Here is an 18425-nt window from a genome sequence, read left to right on the forward strand (position 1 = left end):
TATTTAGTAATTACAAAAAGTTGCTAGTTTACTCATGGCAGCTGAAATCGCTTACAGATATAATATGCCTAGAAATATGAAAATGAGGACGACAAGGGGAGAATTTCATGATAACGAATCTTGGTTTGGATGCCGAACGGGACGGAGCATCGGGCACTTCAATAGAACAGCAGGCTGCTTCGGCTGTCAAGGAATTGAAGCTTGTGGATCAAGGGAAAGCGGCCAGGATTTACGTGGACCCCAAAGGGAAGGATTATAACGGTTTGCGCCGGGTAGCAGAGTCTTTTGCTTCAGATGTGAGATTGGTGACTGGAGAAACCCCTGAAATCTTAACAGACATGGGGCAATTGGAAGGAACCGTTGTAATCGCAGGTTCGATTGGCGGCAATGATCTTGTCGATACCTTAATTGCAGCGGGGAAAGTGGATGTATCCGCGATCCAAGGGAAAAGGGAATGCTACAAAATCCAGGTGGTTGAACAACCGGCAGCGGGAGTGGACAAGGCGCTCGTTATAGCAGGGACTGATAAACGGGGGACGATTTATGGGCTGTATTCGATTTCCGAAATGATCGGAGTTAGTCCATGGGTATATTGGGCTGACGTGGTCCCGGAGAAGAATCCGGCCTTGATTATTCCAGACAGCCAGTTGAACAGGATATCCAAAGAGCCGTCTGTTAAATACAGAGGTATCTTCCTGAATGATGACTGGCCGTCCTTGGGTTCTTGGGTCACCCATGCGTTTGGAGACTTCAATGAGGATTTCTATGAGAAGGTATTTGAGTTGATTCTTAGATTGAAGGGGAACTATTTATGGCCCGCTATGTGGAGTGCCGAATTCAGCCTGAACGGACGAAGCAGTCCGATCGCCAACGCCAAGCTTGCCGAAGAATACGGTATTGTTATGGGAACCTCCCATCACGAGCCGCTATTCCGTGCAGGCAGCGAATGGCAGAAGGTATATAAGCAATACGGGACAAGCAACTTATGGGATTTCGCCAAGAATAAAGAGGCCATCACAGCGTTCTGGGAAGACGGAATCAAACGCAATAAGAGCTTTGACAACCTGATCACCCTTGGGATGCGGGGGGAGAGCGATTCTGCCCTGGAAGGCTCTGACCGGGAGAATATTGAGCTGCTGAAGGATATTATCCGCATTCAGAAAGGATTGTTGAAGAAATATAAGCTTGAACATGCACCTCAAATCCTGGCCGTGTATAAGGAAGTAGAGAAATATTGGTACGGTACTGCCGAAGTGGAGGGATTGAAGGATTGGGAAGTCCTGGATGATGTTACAATTCTGCTGGCTGATGATAACTTTGGCAATCTGCGCAAAATCCCTGTGGAGCATGAACGTCACCGCAGCGCCGGGTGGGGGATGTATTACCATTTCGATTATCATGGCGGTCCTCATTCCTATGAATGGTTAAATACGAGCCCGCTGGAGAAGACCTGGGAGCAGATGTGCATGGCGTTCGATTACGGCATCCGTGAGGTATGGGTTGTTAATGTCGGGGATTTGAAGCCTATGGAACTGCCGATATCCTACTTTTTGGATTTGGCGTATGACTTCGATGCCTGGGGAACCGGAGCAATCAACCGGACTGCGGAATATACCAACCGGTGGGTGGAGCAGCAATTCGGACATGTCGTGGAACAAGAGACGAGTCGGGCAATCGCGCAGCTGTTAGCGGATTATACCCGGATGAACGGACGGCGCAAACCGGAAATTATCTATCCGTCAACCTTCAGCCCGCTTCATAACAATGAGGCGCAGAGAGTATTGAAGCAAGCAATTAATATCGAGAATGCTGCCGATAAATATGATGAGCTCATCCCGGAATCGCACCAAGATGCCTACTATCAGCTCGTGTATTACCCTGCTGCCGCCTCGGCCAATGTGGTCAAAATGCAAATCTATGCGGGGCTTAACAGCCTATACGCTAAGCGGGGCAGCGTATTGGCGAATACCTATGCTACGCTGACAAATGAGGCGATCCAGCGGGACAAGGATCTGGAGCAAATCTATAATACCGGAATCTCGGGGGGAAATGGAAGGGTATGATGAGTTCCCCTCATGTCGGCTATGTAAACTGGGATGCGGCAGGGTGGAAATATCCGGATGTGACTGCGGTGGTTCCTGCCAAGGGCTCTTTGCTGATAGTCGATGTGGAGGGGACGGAGACAGCCTATGTTTCGGGTACAGCCCGTTTACCGGTGTTTACAAATCTGCAGCAAGAGAACTATTGTATTACGATCAGCAATGGCGGAGAAGCGGGATTTGATTATCAAGCGAGCAGCAGCGTGGATTGGATCCAACTGGAGAAAACTCAGGGCTGGATTGAATCAGGGGAGACCCTTCAGGTGTCTGTAGATTGGGAGAAAGCAGATGGAACATCTACGGGTGAGATTTCGATTTCCGGTGCCGGAGGTACAGTTAAAGTGGAAGCAGCAGTAGAATGGACGGACATCCAGGATGTACCGCCGATGACATTCATCGAAACGCATCATGTCGTGTCCATTGAAGCGGAGCATACAGTAAGCCGTGTTGCGAAATCAGGGGTCGAGTGGAAGACTATTAATAACTATGGGCGCTCCTTATCCTCCGTGAAGATGTTTCCGGATGTTGTATCTTTTGCACAACCGGAGCATGCGCCTTATCTGGAGTATCGGATTCTGGTGCGGCAGGACGCGGATTATAGCCTAACCATTTATATTGCGCCGACGAACAACCTGTCACCAACCAGTGGATTGAGATATGCGGCAGGTTTCGATGCGGAAACGCCAGTCATTACGGACACCTTGCCGTTGAACTTTGAGGGGGGCAATCATGATAATGAACCGTGGTGCCGCGCTGTTATGGATAATATTCATATTATGACCACCCGTCATACTTTAACGAAGGGTATCCATACTCTCCGCTTGTACAGATTGGATGCCGGTCTGGTTCTGCAGAAGCTTGTATTGTCTGCTTCCCCGCTTCCCAATTCGTATTTTGGGCCGGAGGAGAGTTTCTATACGGGCAGTCCGGCCATTAATAGTTAGGCTAATCGGGAAAGGAGTATGCCCGGGGTACTGCGGGTCCTCCGTTATTTCAGGGCAGATGACGGAGGATATCCCTTTATATTTTTGAAGACATTGCTGAAATAGGCGACATCATGATAACCACAGTGCTCTGCCACTTCAGACACATTAAAACCACCTGCCGACAGAATCATCTCGGCGTTGTTCACCCGCACCCTGTTCATAAATTCTTTATAGGTGGAGCCGGTGTTCTGCTTGAACAGCTTGCCAAGATATACAGGATTCAGGGCGACGATATCTGCCAGCTCCTGGATCGTGACGTTCTCCGAATAATGATCCATGATGTGGGACATGGCTTTATGGATTCTCGGATCAATCAGCGGTGTCTCCTGATGGTGGGCGATGCTGAGCAGGCGATACACAATCAGTTGAAAGAGGGCACGGGCTTTCATTCTGTATAAAGGCTGTTTGCCCATCCATACATGCGAGAATTCTCTGATGTCCTCCAGAATTTCTTTGGTCCTCCAGTTCTTGGTTACGGTCTCAAAAGGAAGCGGCACAGGATCGCCTGTCTCCCAGGTGAAATTAAACGCAAAGGAACGCATCGGTGCCTCCTTGAAGGTCTGGGCTTCCCGAACACAGCCAGCAGGAGCATAGAGCATATCGCCAGCTTCCACGGTGAACTTCTCCCCGTTAATGTAATAGTTCGATTTGCCTTCAACGATGAAGGTAAGATCATGGAAATCGATGGTGCTCTTGACAATTTCCCAATCCGGGAAGGATCTGCGATCGACGAACAAAAAAACATTCGGAACAAGGTTTTCATATTTGTTAATGTCCATTTTCAGTATTTGCTCCTTCCGTCAACCAGCGCTGCACAAATACCCATGGGTATATTATACAAAAAGGATGCATAGGGGTACCACTTATCTGCTAAATCTGGTGGTAAACCTCTTATTAACTGAGGTTTGCCACCAGATTAATATTTAATAATGTCACTGTATCAGATGATACAGATGCGGCGGAACATCTGACAGAAACGGGTTGAAATCGCCGTTTAAACACACATGCAGATCATGCATGGCTCTTGTGCAGGCCGTGTAAAATAACTTTCGCTCGCTCTCTTGGCCATACTTATGCTGCGAGGCATCGTATATAACCACCGCATCAAACTCAATCCCCTTCGCCAGATAAGCAGGAATTACGATTATACCTGCTGCAAAAGCAGCCGTTTCTTTTTCAACCAGCCGAATAGGGAGCTTGGCTTGTAGAGCGCGGTGAGCTTCTATGCTCTCATTGGCGGTTTTGCAAATGATGGCAATGGTTCGGTGGCCTTTATTCTGTAGCTCAAGTATACTGCTCAGCACTTGGGCAATAAGTCCATCGGTACTCCGGACCTGCTTGACGGTCGGTTTGTTGCCTTGGCGGTCAAAAGCTTCAATCGTCTGCCCGCCCGGAATGCTTGCCCGCGTGAATTCAATGATCGGCTGTGTCGAGCGGTAGCTGCGTGTTAGTCTTACGGATTGTGTATTATCGTCTCCATATAGAGATTGCAGCAGTTCTGTGTCTTCGCTCGCCTGGTCATGAATGAAGATTCGTTGGTTCCAGTCTCCCAGCACGGTCATTCGGCTCCGGGGAAACAATCGCTTGATGAACATAAACTGAAAGGTGGAGAAGTCCTGGGCCTCATCAATAAACACATGCCGGATCGTATTGTTGGTCTGGAATCCCTCGATACATTCGGTAAGATACAAGAAGGGTGTGGCATCCTCATACAAAAGCTTGGCTTGATCCAATGGGCCTACCGTATGTTTACAAATGGCCTGCCAATGTTGAGGTAATCCCAAACCTTCATTAAAGATCGGTAAGTTCTCAAGAGAAGCAAACAGCTGAAGGTAAATTCCGGGAATATCCACGTATGCGAATTGCTGGATGTCCTGCTGCAGAGGCCTGAAATGGACATCTACGATTCTGGCAGCCAGAATATCCCGCTCGCTCCTGGAATCGGAGAAGGCAGGGTCTGCAAGGCGTTCCTGTTTCTGCAGCTCCTGATAGGCCCAGTTATATTCCTCTCTGTCCAGCAGTTCCATTTCATCTTCAACCCAAGGCTTTTCTCTTTCCTGAATGGCCTGTTTCTTCAACTCCTTCAGCAGCCACTCGGACAGCAGCCCCAGACGGTTGGGCAGCCGCAGACTGGAGGCGTAGGTATAGAACTGGTCTTCGATTGTTTGGGCTGACAGCAGGATTTCATCGCGGAAAATGATGTCTTGGAAAAGCATACCCTCGTGTCCCAAATAATCTACATAGTGTTCAAGGAAAAGCATGAATTCCTTGGAGGCTTTCCACTGAATCCCTTCGATGCGTTGAGCATAATCGCTCTCGCTCATTCCCGAAAGAATATACTCCATTTGCTGGAACGGGTCCTCCAGTTGAAAAAGGCTACCGATGCGGTGCGCCAAATATTCCTGGAAAGTGGTCTGAGCCATATTGTCTTCACCTAGCTCCGGCAGAACCGTAGCCACATAGCTGTTAAACATGTGGTTAGGCGAGAACAGCACGATCTGGTCTGCACGCAGATGCTCACGGAAACGGTATAACAGATAAGCGGCCCGTTGTAGGGCTGCCGACGTTTTGCCGCTGCCGGCTGCACCTTGAACGATAAGCAGTTGGCTGGTAACATCGCGGATAATCAGATTTTGTTCTTTTTGGATCGTGGCTACGATGCTGCGCATCTGTGAATTGGCTTGTTGTCCCAGCACCTCCTGCAGCAATTCATCCCCGATAGTGAGGCTGGCATCGAACATGCTTTCGATTCTCCCGTTGCGAATAACGTACTGTCTTTTTAAGGTCATGTCTCCTTCGATCACTCCGCTGGGGGTATCGTATCTGGCAGGACCCGGAGAATAGTCATAATAGAGGTTGGAGACTGGAGCTCGCCAATCGTATACAAGAAAATCAAGGCCATTAGCGGCGAGCAAGGAAGCAATCCCTAAATAAATGACCTCTGGCTGCCGGGCATCGCCATCCCGGAAATCGATGCGACCGAAATAGGGCGACTGTTTCAGCCGTGTTAGTGTATGCAATTTCTTCTGGCTCAGCTGATAGGTTCGCTCATTCTCGGATAAAATCTCGGTCTGCTGCTTCAAACTGGCATAAGTGCCCGCATCTTCGAAATTCAAAGAGACCTCTTCCCAGAAATTTTTACGGAATTCTACGATATCCGTTTTTTTCTGGCCCAGTTCACCTGCAAGGTCTGCCGCTTGCTTGTCAATTTCGCCGACCACTTCATCCACACGCTTTTGTTCCTCATCCCGGCTCTCAAATTCAGCACTCATCGTAATAACCCACTCCTCCATACCCGTATTTGACAACATAATTGAACTGTGATAACATTGGAGTATAAATGTAACATATTACATAATGTGAGAAAATAAACCTCTTATGATTTTAGCATATACTCATTTTCAGTTCAATTTGTTTTTACAAATAAAAAAAGAGTGCTCCAAGATCCATTTTCACTGGATACTTGGAGCACTCTTTTTAATTTATTTTTTACCTTCCGACTGCCTGACATGAAAGAGATCTTGACAGTAAATCACAATTGGCACACAATAAATAAGGATACTTTATAAAGTGTATTTATTAAATGAACACGTGAGGTGCGTATGGACAAAGCCAGCCCTAACCTAATGAAAGAAATCAATCTGAACACCGTCCGCCGGGCAATGAAGCAGCATGGCAAAGCAACCAAGCCGCAATTGGCGGCCCTTACCGGGCTGAGTGTGGTTACCATTCAGTCGCTGATGAAAGAACTGATCGAGCTTGGTGAGGTCGAGGAGGATGCGCTGATTCCATCCAATGGGGGACGCCCGGTATTAAATTACCGGTTCAACTATAATCACAGCTTGGCTCTGGTGATCCATATGAACGAATTACAGGTCGAAGACATTGTGTTTGTGGCCGTCTTTAATCTGAATGGAGATCCGCTGCTTAACCGGGAATATTCCTTCAAGGATATTTTCAACCGGAAGATCTTCTACCGTATGCTGGATGAGCTGTTGGCTCTTTTTCCATCCATTAAAGTGATGGGCATTGGCATCCCCGGTCAGTCGGTAAACGGCAAGATTATCGTCAGCAGCCACCAAGAGCTGCAAGGGGTTGAACTGGCCGGAGAGCTGGAGCGAAGATATGGATTGCCTGTGGTGCTGGAGAATGACGTGAATGCCGCTGTGAGCGGGTATTGCCATCACAAGCAGACTGCTGAGGAGCAATGTATTCTAGGGATTTATTTTCCGGAGAAGTATCCGCCCGGGGTAGGGATTTACCTGAACGAAGGTATTGTAAAAGGCAAAAATGGAATGGCCGGAGAGATCAAGTTTCTTCCATTGAATGTGGATTGGTACCGTGCCATGACAGCTGAAGTATTCATTGAAACCGTCTGTACGATTGTACAGACCTTAAGTGCGGTTCTTGCCCCGGATCAAATCGTGATCTACCGCGAACAGATCGATGTGGAAGCCTGGCGCTCCGGATGGGATTCTTATCAATCCACCCACGGATTGCCGTCTGCTCCTGAGATCAGGATATCCAACGCCTTTTATGAGGACTTCAAGGAAGGCATGAAGTGGCTGACACTGCAAGCGCTGGAACCCAAACTACAAAATCAACTCTGAGAACGGATGAACATCAATCTATGGCTACTTATTTCTTAATCGTGATTTATTTGGCATTTATCAGCTTGGGCTTGCCTGACTCCTTGCTTGGGTCGGCTTGGCCGCTTATGCGCCTGGATTTCGCAGCTCCCCTGGAGACGGCGGGTCTGCTGTTTATGGTCATTTCGGCGGGGACTATCCTATCGAGTCTGGCCAGCGGAGCGGTGCTGAAACGGCTTGGAACAGGCAGAGTTACCCTGATCAGCTGTATCATGACAGCCGGAGCACTGGCAGGCATTGCCTATTCGCCGTCTCTGCTATGGCTGATTCTCTGTGCGATTCCCCTGGGACTTGGCGCGGGTTCGGTAGATGCCGGGCTTAACAACTATGTCGCTGCAAATTACAAGGCCCATCATATGAGCTGGCTGCACTGCTTCTGGGGAGTGGGGGCTACCCTGGGTCCCATCATTATGGCCCAGTTCATTTCAGGAGAGAATCATTGGAGATGGGGGTATTTAACAGTCTCCGGGATTCAGCTTCTGCTAGTGGTAGTTCTTGCCTTGACGCTCCCGTTGTGGAAACGGATTGAAGAGAATAACCCGCACAAGTCCAATGAAGGTGCGGAAGAACAGGAGCAGTCATTCGATACGGTCAAACCACTGCGGATCAAAGGTGTGAAATGGGCGATGTTCACCTTCTTCTTCTTCTGTGGTGTGGAAGCAACCGTTAATCTGTGGGGGAGCAGCTTTCTGGTCAATATGAAGGACCTGCCTCCGGCAACGGCTGCCCAGTGGGTATCGCTGTATTTCGGCGGGATCACGGTGGGCCGCTTGGTTACGGGGTTTATTACCTTCAAAGTCAGCAATCGCATGCTGATCCGAGCAGGTCAGTGGACGGCATTGGCTGGTGCGTTGCTTCTTCTCCTGCCGCTGCCATCCGCCTTCTCGTTAGCGGGTTTTATCATCATTGGATTAGGGCTGGCTCCAATCTTCCCTTGTATGCTGCATGAAACGCCCGTACGATTTGGCAAAAAGCATTCTCAGAGCATTATGGGCTACCAGATGGCCATGGCCTATACAGGAACCTGCCTGCTTCCACCGCTGTTTGGATTTCTGGCTTCCAATATAACGATTGCTATGTTCCCACTCTATGTGGCGGTACTTGCTGCGGCTATGCTCCTATTCTCTGAACAATTAAACTCTATAGTGAGGAGGGTACACAATGATAGGCTTTAAGAACTTGTTCCGTTCCTTCGCCGCGGAAGTTCACAGAGTGGAGTGTGAAGATTATAAGAATATCAAGGAAATGGTCAACAGGTTCTCTCCTGAGCAATCACAAGCCTACCTGACCGCCCTGATCAAAGCGGGTGCTGACTTCGAAGGAGTGTCTCCTATGGCATTTGTGAACCAATTATGTCGGGATATCTCCAAGAACACAGACCTGAAGCAATAATCGTTTATGAATCCATTGTATGAGCTGTTCAGCGAATAATATAAATATAATATTTTACAAATGATCAATGATTCCCCATACTAATCTTACGGTTAATAGAATTAATTAACTAGAGAAGAGAGGGAATACCGTGAGAAAGTATTGGATTGTAGCCGTATTGCTGGCTCTGGTGGTGACGGGGTGTGACAACAGCCTAGCCAATGATGAGGGGGCATGGACCGGCAAGCTGGTTACCAACAGCGACATTGCAGGAACTGCCAACAGCGACATTGTAGGAGGCGGAGAGGGTTCGGATGCACCTGCAGACAGCTCTGCAGATGAGGAGTTGGCAGAGAAAAGCCGGGAGCTGTCCGAATTAATTGATGATTTAAGCTACACAACCAGCGTGCAGGAGTTGAAGAAGAAATATGGCACGGAGAAAGAGCAGCAGATTATGCCGCTCTATAATGTGGATGAGAGCCAGCCGTTTACGTTTCATTTCAAAGCCGATATGCTGGATGTGGATTATTTCGAGTCGGTTACTGTACATACGGATATTAAAGGGTTGCCTGAGAGCAAAATTTACAGTTTATTGGATGCCGATGTCTCTATTCCGGGTCAAACCTCCATTACTGTGAAGCCCTATTATGCCTTGCTAAGCTCATTGGATACGACAAGAGATGAGGAATCCTGGGGATATGCACCGGTTTATTATTTGCGTGTGAACTACGATCTGAATACAACGACACCCACGAAGCTCGCCAAGCCGCTGATTATTCCTTTTACGGTCAAAGCTCCGATTGAGTCGCCCGATCTGTCCTACGAGATCACTTCCGACAACAGGCTGAAGCTGGTGTGGGATAAGGTGCCTGGTGCGGACCGTTATAAGGTGTACAATGTCTCTTCTTTTGATCACAACAAAAAGACCTTGGGCCCTGAAGAAGGCTATTCCGGCTCTTTCCCTGCTCTTATTGGGGAGGTGGAGGGTACGGAGTTCACAAATTTTGCCGAGGATAATTATGACGGTCAATATACGGATGACAGCGAAAGCGGAAGGGACGGCGTGATCTCTCAGAATTTGCTGGTGACTGGAGATTACTATGTGACTGCAGTAAAAGGGGACAAGGAGTCCAATTTCAGTCCGGTTGTCAGCACCCATTCGTTATCCAAGAATCTGCCGATGAGTCTCTCCGATAATGCAATGTTCTATTCCAACTATGAAACAGTCAAAGAACTCCCCCGGAAGACCAAAGTTCTCTTCATTGATGAGTCCGAAGTTACGAGGAATGTGATTTATGGAGATTACAAATTGGATGAATCCGGGTTCGGGATCATTGATTTCAAGATTGAAGGCACTGCGCTCCACGGTGCGGTGCTGGTGTTCGACTTCGATCTCCAGGCTTACGAGAAGCTGCGCAGCAGCTCGGAAGGGAATCAGAATAATAATTTCAACGGATATATCGAACCTTTGAATACTACCGCACATATTCCTGAACTCGATGTACCCACGTTCATAGGCGGCAGTATGTTCGATTTCGGCGATAAGGAGGATGTAATTGCCGCACAGCTCTCGAATACCCGCAAGCTGGTGGAGAAGGCTAATGAAGCCCGGGTCCCCATACTGAGAACAGAGACTCAGGTTCCAGTGAATGCCAATTCTGCACTGGAGGAGTATCTGGCTCTGCACCTGGTGAATGTCAGCGGTGTTATTCCGCTTGACGCATTTCCTGAAGCGCAGAATTTCGAAACGCTATCCGATACGTTCCAGCAGGTGATGTACCAGAATCCGCTGATTATGGATGTAGAGAACTATGGCTATGATTATAATTCCCTAAGCTTCTATGTGAGTTACAGTGATTCCAGAGAGAACATTCAACAGAAGCAGCAGGAGACGGTTGCAGCCGCCAAGCGGATTGTGGACACTATTATCAAGCCGGATATGAATAATAACGTCAAGCGTAAAGTGGTATACGACTATCTGAATGACAATGCACTCTATGATGATGATGCATTGGCCAACGCAGAAGCCTACAACTACCTGAAAGTCGATAAAGAGTATAACGATTCTTTTAATGCTTATGGAATTATGGTTGACGGGATCGGGGTCTGCTCCAGCTATGCGTCTGCTTACAAAATGTTAAGCGATCTGGCCGGTCTAGACAGCATTGTGGTTACCGGCAAACTTGGAACAGGGCCGCATGCCTGGAACAAGGTGCTGATCAACAAGCAATGGGTGAATGTAGACCCTACCAATAATGAGACCAACGCCGGAGTTCCTTATATGCTGTATAACACCAATGACAAAACGGCGGTAGCCCTGGATTTTCATGAGGATAAGGACTACTGGATCGACACCGAGCTGAAGAAGTTTGCTTCCAAAGACAACTCGCAGGATTATTATGTGAGCCATGGTTTAGAGGCAGCAACCCTGGCTGAATATAAATCGAAGCTGATTAAAGAGCTGAAAGCGGGCGGAAGCTCTATCGTCATTCGTTTAAGCGCTGACCTGGATGATGATGAGATCATGAACCAGACGGCCGCGGCTTATAGTGCAGTTGCACCGGACAAACAGGAGAACGCGCAGATGTATGAACTGAAGAATTATATCATTATAGAGCATTAACGATTGGCCCTGAACCTGGCGCGGGCAAGCCCTGATACGATTTATGGTATCAGGGCTTTTGGTATTTCTTTGAGGCAGAAGTTTAAGCCATGAAGAAGATATTATGATGTTAGCATGCATAACATTAGCGGGTGTTTTTTGTGTATTTTCACTAATACATCTAGTTTATGATTGATAACGAGACGGCATTCAGTTTAAAATAGATGTACCGAGTGATATAAAGTGACATATAATAATCGAAAGATCGGCCAAATATACGGACAGATGAGAGGATGAGGGTCATGACGAATGAGACAACGACACCACCAAAAGAGCTTGAGCTGCCTCGTGACTGTACGTTCACTCCCGAGGACTGGCGGGTGCTTGCCGAATATTGGTACCCTGTCGCGGTTGCCGATGAGGTGCAGGATAAGCCGGTAGCCGTGAAACTGCTGGATATGAAGCTGGTCTGTTACCGCAGCAACGGGAAGATCGTGATCGCCCGTGACCTCTGCTTCCACCGTGGAGCGCCGCTCAGCAAGGGCTGGGTTGATAACGGGGAGATTGTCTGTCCTTATCATGGCTTTCGTTATAATTGTGAGGGCAAATGTACGGCAGTGCCGGCACACCCCAGCTCCAGAATCTCACCCAAGCTGAAGCTGATCGTGTATCCTGCTGTGGAGCGTTATGGACTGGTATGGACCTGTCTTGGTTCAGCGTCTGAGCAGATTCCGGATTTTGCGGCCTGGGACGATCCCGATTATATCAATATTCTGATCCCAAGCTTCGATATTGCCGGTTCGGCCGGGCGGCAGATGGAAGGTTTTCTGGATGTGTCGCATTTCGCTTATGTCCACACCGCAACGTTCGGAGACCGCAATAATACAGAGGTTCCGCAATATAAAGTCAGACGTGAAGGCGACCAGCTGGTGGCCGAATACTGGAGCACGGTCAGCAATTACGGCAAAGGCCAGGATAACCCGGCCCCGGAGGGCTTCGAGTGGCTGCGTGAATTCCGGGTGTTCCCGCCGTTCGCCGCTTCTCTCCAAGTGTATTTTCCGGATGAAGGCAGGCTGAATATCCTGAACTGCGCTTCGCCGGTATCGGCCCGCTACACGCGGCTGTTCTGTCCAATCTCACGCAATTTTGACAAAAACGCACCTGTGGAGGATACGATCAATTTTAACCTTCAGGTCTTCCAGGAGGATGCAGAGATGGTGGAGGCGCAGACCCCGGAGGATCTTCCGCTCGACCTGCAGGCCGAAGCCCACATCCCGGCAGACCGCACATCGATTGCTTACCGGCAGGTACTTACTTCATTGGGACTTGGGCAATCTTATACTTCATAGAAGCAGTTGGCCGCTCTCATGCAGACAAGAATCTGCATCGGGGCGGTTTTTTTAAAATATAAGAAATTATATGTTCCACACTATAATTCATCCTTCTATTTTTCGCAGAAATGGATGCCTGAAAGCGATACGTAGTATCGCTGCTTCGGAAGCATACGCTTTGCAGAGGACGGCGAAGCCGTTTCTTCTTATTTGTGTGTAAGTTTATCTTCTTGCGTCCTTTTATATTGTTTATTTGCCTTAAATGCGAAATACAGATATATCATTATTATAAAGGGTAATAATATCCACATAAAACCTCTACCCAGGGCGAATGGTGTTTCGAAAAGAAAGGCCCTCCAGAAAGCCACTCCGTTCAGATCCCATAGTCCCGGAGTATAATATAGTAATTTCGGATCAAGCAATGCTTCCAGATCGATCGCATCAGTAGAAATGAGTGCTGCCAGTACAAGGATGAAGGAACAAGCCAACATAGCCCACATATTCGACAGCCGCTTGTACCGACCGGCTCTGGAATCGACATCCGAAAAGATTTCTTCACTTCCCTGTGTGCCTTTTTTCTTGAAATACTGATATCCCGAGCTTTTTGTCCCCGTGATATGTTCCCAGCCGCTGTCCGCAAATAAAGAACAGTAATCATCGAAATCCTCCCGTTTTTTAAAGATGCGGTAGTCCATTTTTATAGTTGAATTCTCAGACCTTTCAGGTTTGAATTCATAGCCGAACGCCGTTTTTTTGGTGAATCGGTAACCCTGCCTCGCCATGTCAGTAAGCCAGCTTTCTTCTTTGTCGAAGTTAGTAAAAAACTTGAATTTTCTCATTCGCGGTTCCTCCATTCTCATTTCAATCGATCTATCGTACTGTCAATCATGTATTGCATTCGCTCAAGGTCAAGGCGTAAAATATCCAACCCTTTGTGGGTAATGGCATACACCTTGCGGCGGCTGTCCTCGCTGGCCACAGGCTGAATGAACTTTAGCTTTACCAGATTCTCAATCGCGCCATACAGGGTTCCCGCAGCCATTCGAACTTGCCCGCCGCTGAGTTCCTCCACTTTCTGCATGATTAGATAACCGTGAGCAGGCTCGACCAAGGCCAACAGAATGTAATAAACAGTTTCAGTCAACGGCAAGTGCTTATCTCTTTCCATGCTTACCTCCTGTGAAAAAAATATATCGTCTAACTGTATAAAGTTAAACTGTATAGTTATACTATATACAGTTTAACTTTATATTGCAACATGGAAAAAGGGATTAAATCCAATCCGGTTTCTATGAATAGGGTGGAGGCCCAGCGGAATGAACGGGCAGATCTGCCCCATTGTTCAGCTTGGGACTGCGGTAGCAGGACATCACCTGTGATTTCGCAGAATTCTACCTGGATGCAGTCTGGAACGGTCCGACCGGGCAACTGGCAGCGGCATTATATGGTCTGGGCGAGACAGGGACAGCGGAGGTTGCCGAGGTCATTGCAGCCTATGCCGACGGGGAGTCTGTAACGGTGCGTAAAGCCGTCATCCACGGTTTGTCCCGACTGCAGCCTGAAGCTTATCTGGGGCTGTTTCTGCAGGAGCTGCAGGATGAGCACCCGGGCGTATCGCGGGCGGCTGCCAAGGCGCTGGGGTGTATCCCTTACCTGATTCCAAAACAGGAACTATCGGCAATAGCGACTAGGGAGCAGTCCTTACATGTGCTGCGGAATACGCTGCGGGTACTTGGCTCGTTGAATAAGTGGGAGCAGCTGGATATTCTTCTGGGCATGCTGGAGACTGCTGCAACAGAATCTGTCCGGCAGGAATTATTGCAGCAGTTGGACGGCTGGATCGCGGGCTTCAACCGCCAATTCGCCGCCAAACCGCTGTCTACCGCCACATCTCTGCTGGAAGTTCGCTTGCAGAGCACCCGGCGTCTGCTGGGTGAACGCAGAGCGGACGTATTAACCTGGCTGATCAGCTGAGGGCTAGGCTCTCTGTAATTTAATTCACAATCAAGGGTCGATGCATAGTGTAAAGTATATTTATGCATGATTATGTTAGTTAACTTACAGAGAGAAAGGGTCATTTTGAAATCTATGGAGAAGAACACAACAATAACGAAATCCATCACATTTGTGCAGGCTCTGGCCATTGTGGTAGGGATGATTATCGGATCGGGCATCTTCCTGAAGCCGGGTATTGTGCTGAGTAATGCCGGCACCCCCTGGCTGAGTATTCTTGCCTGGGTAGCAGGCGGCGTGATCACCCTGGCCTCCGCGTTGTCAGTGGCAGAAATTGCCGCCGCCATTCCCAAATCGGGTGGGCTGTACACGTATCTTGGAGAGCTGTACGGCAATGTTGCCGGGTTTCTGCTCGGCTGGGTGCAGGCGGTCATTTCTTATCCAGCCTCCGTTGCTGCGCTGGCGATTGCCTTCGCCACCTACTCCAATTTCTTCCTGCCAATGAACGGGATACAGCAGAAGCTGCTCGCGGTATTTATTCTGCTGTTCATTCTGGCCATGAACGTCATTTCCACGACCTTCGGCGGGATGATCCAGACCATCGCAACCATCGGCAAGCTGATTCCAGTAGTAGGTATTGTCGCCTTTGGGCTGATCTCCGATCTGGCTCCCGGCTTCAGCGGCATAACAGCTACTGTGTCCGGGGCCGGCTTCGGCGCTGCGATCCTGGGTACGTTGTGGGCTTATGATGGCTGGATCAGCGTGACTAATATGGCGGGTGAGATCAAGGACCCTGCGCGCACGCTGCCGCGGGCCATTACGGTCGGTGTTATTTTTGTAATCGTGGTGTATGTGCTGTTTAATCTGGCGATCTTCCAGGTGCTTCCTTACGAATCCATTGTGGCTTCGACTACTCCGGGTGCGGATGCGGCGGAAGCGTTGTTCGGCAACGGGGGCGGGGCGTTTATTACGGCAGGTATCATTATTTCGGTGTTAGGTGCGATGAACGGCTACCTGATGACAGCGGCTCGCGTGCCTCAGGCGATGGGGGAGAAGGGCGAGATTCCTTTTTCAGCCGTACTTAGCAGAATTCATCCCAAGTTCCGGACACCTGCCAACGCTCTGATCTTTCAGGCGCTGCTGGCGGTGATCTACATTTTCTCGGGGACGTTCAATACGCTGACCGATCTGCTGGTGTTCGTGCTCTGGATCTTTTTCACAATGGGTGTGTTTGGCGTGTTCCTGCTGCGCAAGCAAATGCCGCCACAGAAAGGCAGATATAAAGTGCCGTTCTATCCGGTTACACCAATTATCGGTGTGGTGGGCGGAGGATACATTCTAGTCAGCACGGTGATAAGCGATCCGGTCCGTTCGCTGGTTGGGATCGGAATCACTTTGCTCGGACTGCCCATCTATTATTTCATGGCCGCGAAGAAAACAGTATAGAAGAGCATAATTAGTGGCTTTTGGCGTTCATATCTTAGCGTGCATTCTAAGCCCTGAATCGGTATGATATACAATGTGAACTTGATATCTAACAATCATATTGGGAAATAAGAGGGGTATTTCAGAAATGCGCAAACGTCTGGGCGGCAATAATCGAGTATATATCATGCAATTGGCAACGATCTTCCTGGGTTTTATTATTTTCGGCTTCTCGGAGAATATCAAAGGTCCGGCCATTCCGCGGATTCAATTTGATTTCAATCTGGATGAGCAGCAGCTCGGCACGATGTTGTCGCTGAACGCGCTGGGGTATCTGATTGCCTGCTCCTTCACGGCTTATCTGGTCCGCAAGTGGGGGATCAAGGCGGTAACGCTAATGGCTTTTGGCTCGATGGTGTTATCGGGAATTCTGATCTTTATGTCGCGCACTTATCCGTTGTTCGCGTCCTCGTATTTCGTGATGTATATTGGCAACGGGATGCTGGAAATTGGGCTGGCGATTCTAGGCGCGCGGATCTTTGTGCGCAATACCGGCACGATGATGAATCTGTCGCATTTCTTCTATGGCCTCAGTTCAACGGTTGCGCCGATGATTGCCACGGGCTTGATGTCGGTGACATTGTTCGGGCAGTTGCTTGATTGGAGATGGATGTATCTAATTATGCTGAGCTTGTCGGTGCTGCCGATGATTCCGGCGTTTCTCAGCTCCTTCCCCGGTGATGATCTGGCGGAAGCCGACCGGATTCCGCTCAAGACGCTGGTGCGGGACCCCGCGCTGTGGCTGCTGGTGCTAATCCTGACCTTTGGGGTGGTATCGGAGCTGGCGGTGGGCGGCTGGCTGGTGAATTTCCTGGAAAAAGCATACCGCTGGGACACCGTCGCAGCTTCGGGCATGCTGTCGGCGTTCTTCCTGTGCTTCTCTGCCGCACGGCTGTTTCTCGGCCCGGTGACCGACAGAATCGGCTTCAACCTGTCCTTGATTCTGCTGTCGGCCTTCTCAGCGCTGTGTACGTTTGCCGCCATTCTGGGCGGGGAGCCTGCGGCATTCCTATTCGCTGCCGCCGGGATCGGGATCGCCCCGATTTATCCGACGGTCATGGCTTTTATTGCCCGCAGGTATCCCAAGGGCAGCGATACCGCGATTACCTTTACCGTTACCCTGATGGGGGTAGGCAGTGTAATCGGCAATTACGCAATCGGCGGAATTACGAGCGGAATCAAGCGCAGCTACGGCAGCGGGAGTGAGCTAGGCCTGCTGCGCGGCCTTCAGGCCGGCTACGGATTCATCGGCTTATGCGCCCTGATCTGCGCCGTGTCAGGCTGCGTGCTATACAGGTACCTGAAGGCGCGCCAGGAGCTGATCTGATCACAACACATCACAATACATCACAACATAGGAACATTTCATTACGCTGCCGCGCTTATATCCATCCACAACAACATTGATTACTTGTTGGGTTCAGTGGGGAGTTAGACGGGTGTGCTGAGCTTACTTTGCAGAGGGATTAGATGCGAGGTTGTTACTACTTAGGTGCTGGCGAGGCTAGGGAGTTTGCTTTGGAACGTTTGGAGCAATTAGATGCGATAGTGCAACTAAATTCAGTTGAAACTCATCTCAGCAGGCAAATAAGTGCGAAACTGCAACTGATTTCGAGTAAATCGACTCTGATGCGCTCAAATGACGAAATTAGATGCCTTTTTGCATCTATTTCCTCCAAAATGCAAAAAAAACGGAAATTAGATGCGCTTTTGCAACTAAATACTAGTTTCGAACTTAGGAAGCCACCATGGAGCTTAATGTTTGATATTCTACGCATCCCGAGACCTAGCAGCAACCGGTTTCGCAGCTAAATCGGCGGGTGGATGGGATGAGCAAAAATTCCGCCAAGCCGCCATTCACAGGCAGCCTCTGACGGTTGTGAACGCAAAAGAGTAGGCCCGTGTCGATGAGATGGGCCTACTCTTTTGCTTAAATATAAGAATTAATA

At 49.1% G+C, this 18425-nt stretch carries 14 protein-coding genes; 10 read left to right on the forward strand and 4 right to left on the reverse strand.

What is annotated here, in order from left to right:
* The first annotated feature begins 107 nt into the window (after positions 1-107).
* Complete coding sequence (locus tag B9T62_RS08185; protein WP_245864391.1) at positions 108-2063, forward strand: glycosyl hydrolase 115 family protein; 1956 nt, start codon at positions 108-110, stop codon at positions 2061-2063.
* Positions 2060-3043 carry a hypothetical protein gene (locus tag B9T62_RS40590; RefSeq protein ID WP_245864392.1) on the forward strand — a complete coding sequence of 328 codons (984 nt, stop codon included), beginning with the start codon at positions 2060-2062 and terminating at the stop codon, positions 3041-3043. Before B9T62_RS08185 ends, B9T62_RS40590 begins: the two co-directional genes overlap by 4 nt.
* A 44-nt stretch (positions 3044-3087) precedes the next feature.
* On the opposite strand, the gene B9T62_RS08190 is transcribed toward B9T62_RS40590, so the two are convergent.
* Both B9T62_RS08190 and helD read right to left on the reverse strand, forming a co-directional pair.
* Positions 3088-3864, reverse strand: a complete 777-nt coding sequence (locus B9T62_RS08190; RefSeq protein WP_087914803.1) for an AraC family transcriptional regulator — start codon at positions 3862-3864, stop codon at positions 3088-3090.
* A 153-nt stretch (positions 3865-4017) separates the two neighbouring features.
* On the reverse strand, positions 4018-6357 hold the full coding sequence (gene helD, locus B9T62_RS08195; protein WP_087914804.1) for an RNA polymerase recycling motor HelD: 2340 nt from the start codon (positions 6355-6357) through the stop codon (positions 4018-4020).
* A 330-nt stretch (positions 6358-6687) separates the two neighbouring features.
* On the opposite strand from helD, the gene B9T62_RS08200 reads away from it, so the two are divergent.
* The 5 genes from B9T62_RS08200 (at position 6688) to B9T62_RS08220 (ending at position 13056) form a co-directional block, all read left to right on the forward strand.
* On the forward strand, positions 6688-7695 hold the full coding sequence (locus B9T62_RS08200) for an ROK family protein (protein ID WP_087914805.1): 1008 nt from the start codon (positions 6688-6690) through the stop codon (positions 7693-7695).
* Positions 7696-7715: 20 nt separating this feature from the next.
* Positions 7716-8909 carry an MFS transporter gene (locus tag B9T62_RS08205; RefSeq protein ID WP_087914806.1) on the forward strand — a complete coding sequence of 398 codons (1194 nt, stop codon included), beginning with the start codon at positions 7716-7718 and terminating at the stop codon, positions 8907-8909.
* On the forward strand, positions 8896-9126 hold the full coding sequence (locus tag B9T62_RS08210; RefSeq protein WP_087914807.1) for a hypothetical protein: 231 nt from the start codon (positions 8896-8898) through the stop codon (positions 9124-9126). Before B9T62_RS08205 ends, B9T62_RS08210 begins: the two co-directional genes overlap by 14 nt.
* A gap of 130 nt (positions 9127-9256) precedes the next feature.
* Positions 9257-11728, forward strand: coding sequence for a transglutaminase domain-containing protein (locus tag B9T62_RS08215; RefSeq protein ID WP_087914808.1), 2472 nt, complete (start codon positions 9257-9259; stop codon positions 11726-11728).
* 281 nt (positions 11729-12009) lie between these two features.
* Positions 12010-13056 carry an aromatic ring-hydroxylating oxygenase subunit alpha gene (locus B9T62_RS08220; protein ID WP_087914809.1) on the forward strand — a complete coding sequence of 349 codons (1047 nt, stop codon included), beginning with the start codon at positions 12010-12012 and terminating at the stop codon, positions 13054-13056.
* A gap of 188 nt (positions 13057-13244) precedes the next feature.
* On the opposite strand, the gene B9T62_RS08225 is transcribed toward B9T62_RS08220, so the two are convergent.
* On the reverse strand, positions 13245-13877 hold the full coding sequence (locus B9T62_RS08225) for a DUF2812 domain-containing protein (protein WP_087914810.1): 633 nt from the start codon (positions 13875-13877) through the stop codon (positions 13245-13247).
* A 17-nt stretch (positions 13878-13894) separates the two neighbouring features.
* Positions 13895-14206, reverse strand: coding sequence for a PadR family transcriptional regulator (locus B9T62_RS08230; protein ID WP_087914811.1), 312 nt, complete (start codon positions 14204-14206; stop codon positions 13895-13897).
* 350 nt (positions 14207-14556) lie between these two features.
* Here B9T62_RS08230 and B9T62_RS08235 point away from each other — a divergent pair, with 350 nt between their 5' ends.
* The 3 genes from B9T62_RS08235 to B9T62_RS08245 all read left to right on the forward strand — a co-directional run bounded on the left by B9T62_RS08235 (position 14557) and on the right by B9T62_RS08245 (position 17803).
* A complete protein-coding gene (locus tag B9T62_RS08235) occupies positions 14557-15012 on the forward strand; it encodes a HEAT repeat domain-containing protein (protein WP_087914812.1) in 456 nt (151 codons plus the stop codon).
* 114 nt (positions 15013-15126) lie between these two features.
* On the forward strand, positions 15127-16437 hold the full coding sequence (locus tag B9T62_RS08240) for an APC family permease (RefSeq protein ID WP_087920190.1): 1311 nt from the start codon (positions 15127-15129) through the stop codon (positions 16435-16437).
* A gap of 127 nt (positions 16438-16564) precedes the next feature.
* On the forward strand, positions 16565-17803 hold the full coding sequence (locus B9T62_RS08245; RefSeq protein WP_087914813.1) for an MFS transporter: 1239 nt from the start codon (positions 16565-16567) through the stop codon (positions 17801-17803).
* Positions 17804-18425 lie beyond the last annotated feature (622 nt).

The sequence above is a fragment of the Paenibacillus donghaensis genome, assembly GCF_002192415.1.
GTDB lineage: Bacteria > Bacillota > Bacilli > Paenibacillales > Paenibacillaceae > Paenibacillus_AQ > Paenibacillus_AQ donghaensis.

What these genes read in the sequence shown, in the direction of transcription:
- B9T62_RS08210 (WP_087914807.1), top strand. Translation starts at nt 8,896, where the DNA reads ATGATAGGCTTTAAGAACTTGTTCCGTTCCTTCGCCGCGGAAGTTCAC.
- B9T62_RS08205 (WP_087914806.1), top strand. Translation starts at nt 7,716, where the DNA reads ATGGCTACTTATTTCTTAATCGTGATTTATTTGGCATTTATCAGCTTG.
- B9T62_RS40590 (WP_245864392.1), top strand. Translation starts at nt 2,060, where the DNA reads ATGATGAGTTCCCCTCATGTCGGCTATGTAAACTGGGATGCGGCAGGG.
- B9T62_RS08245 (WP_087914813.1), top strand. Translation starts at nt 16,565, where the DNA reads ATGCGCAAACGTCTGGGCGGCAATAATCGAGTATATATCATGCAATTG.
- B9T62_RS08225 (WP_087914810.1), bottom strand. Translation starts at nt 13,877, where the DNA reads ATGAGAAAATTCAAGTTTTTTACTAACTTCGACAAAGAAGAAAGCTGG.
- helD (WP_087914804.1), bottom strand. Translation starts at nt 6,357, where the DNA reads ATGAGTGCTGAATTTGAGAGCCGGGATGAGGAACAAAAGCGTGTGGAT.
- B9T62_RS08185 (WP_245864391.1), top strand. Translation starts at nt 108, where the DNA reads ATGATAACGAATCTTGGTTTGGATGCCGAACGGGACGGAGCATCGGGC.
- B9T62_RS08220 (WP_087914809.1), top strand. Translation starts at nt 12,010, where the DNA reads ATGACGAATGAGACAACGACACCACCAAAAGAGCTTGAGCTGCCTCGT.
- B9T62_RS08230 (WP_087914811.1), bottom strand. Translation starts at nt 14,206, where the DNA reads ATGGAAAGAGATAAGCACTTGCCGTTGACTGAAACTGTTTATTACATT.
- B9T62_RS08240 (WP_087920190.1), top strand. Translation starts at nt 15,127, where the DNA reads ATGGAGAAGAACACAACAATAACGAAATCCATCACATTTGTGCAGGCT.
- B9T62_RS08190 (WP_087914803.1), bottom strand. Translation starts at nt 3,864, where the DNA reads ATGGACATTAACAAATATGAAAACCTTGTTCCGAATGTTTTTTTGTTC.
- B9T62_RS08200 (WP_087914805.1), top strand. Translation starts at nt 6,688, where the DNA reads ATGGACAAAGCCAGCCCTAACCTAATGAAAGAAATCAATCTGAACACC.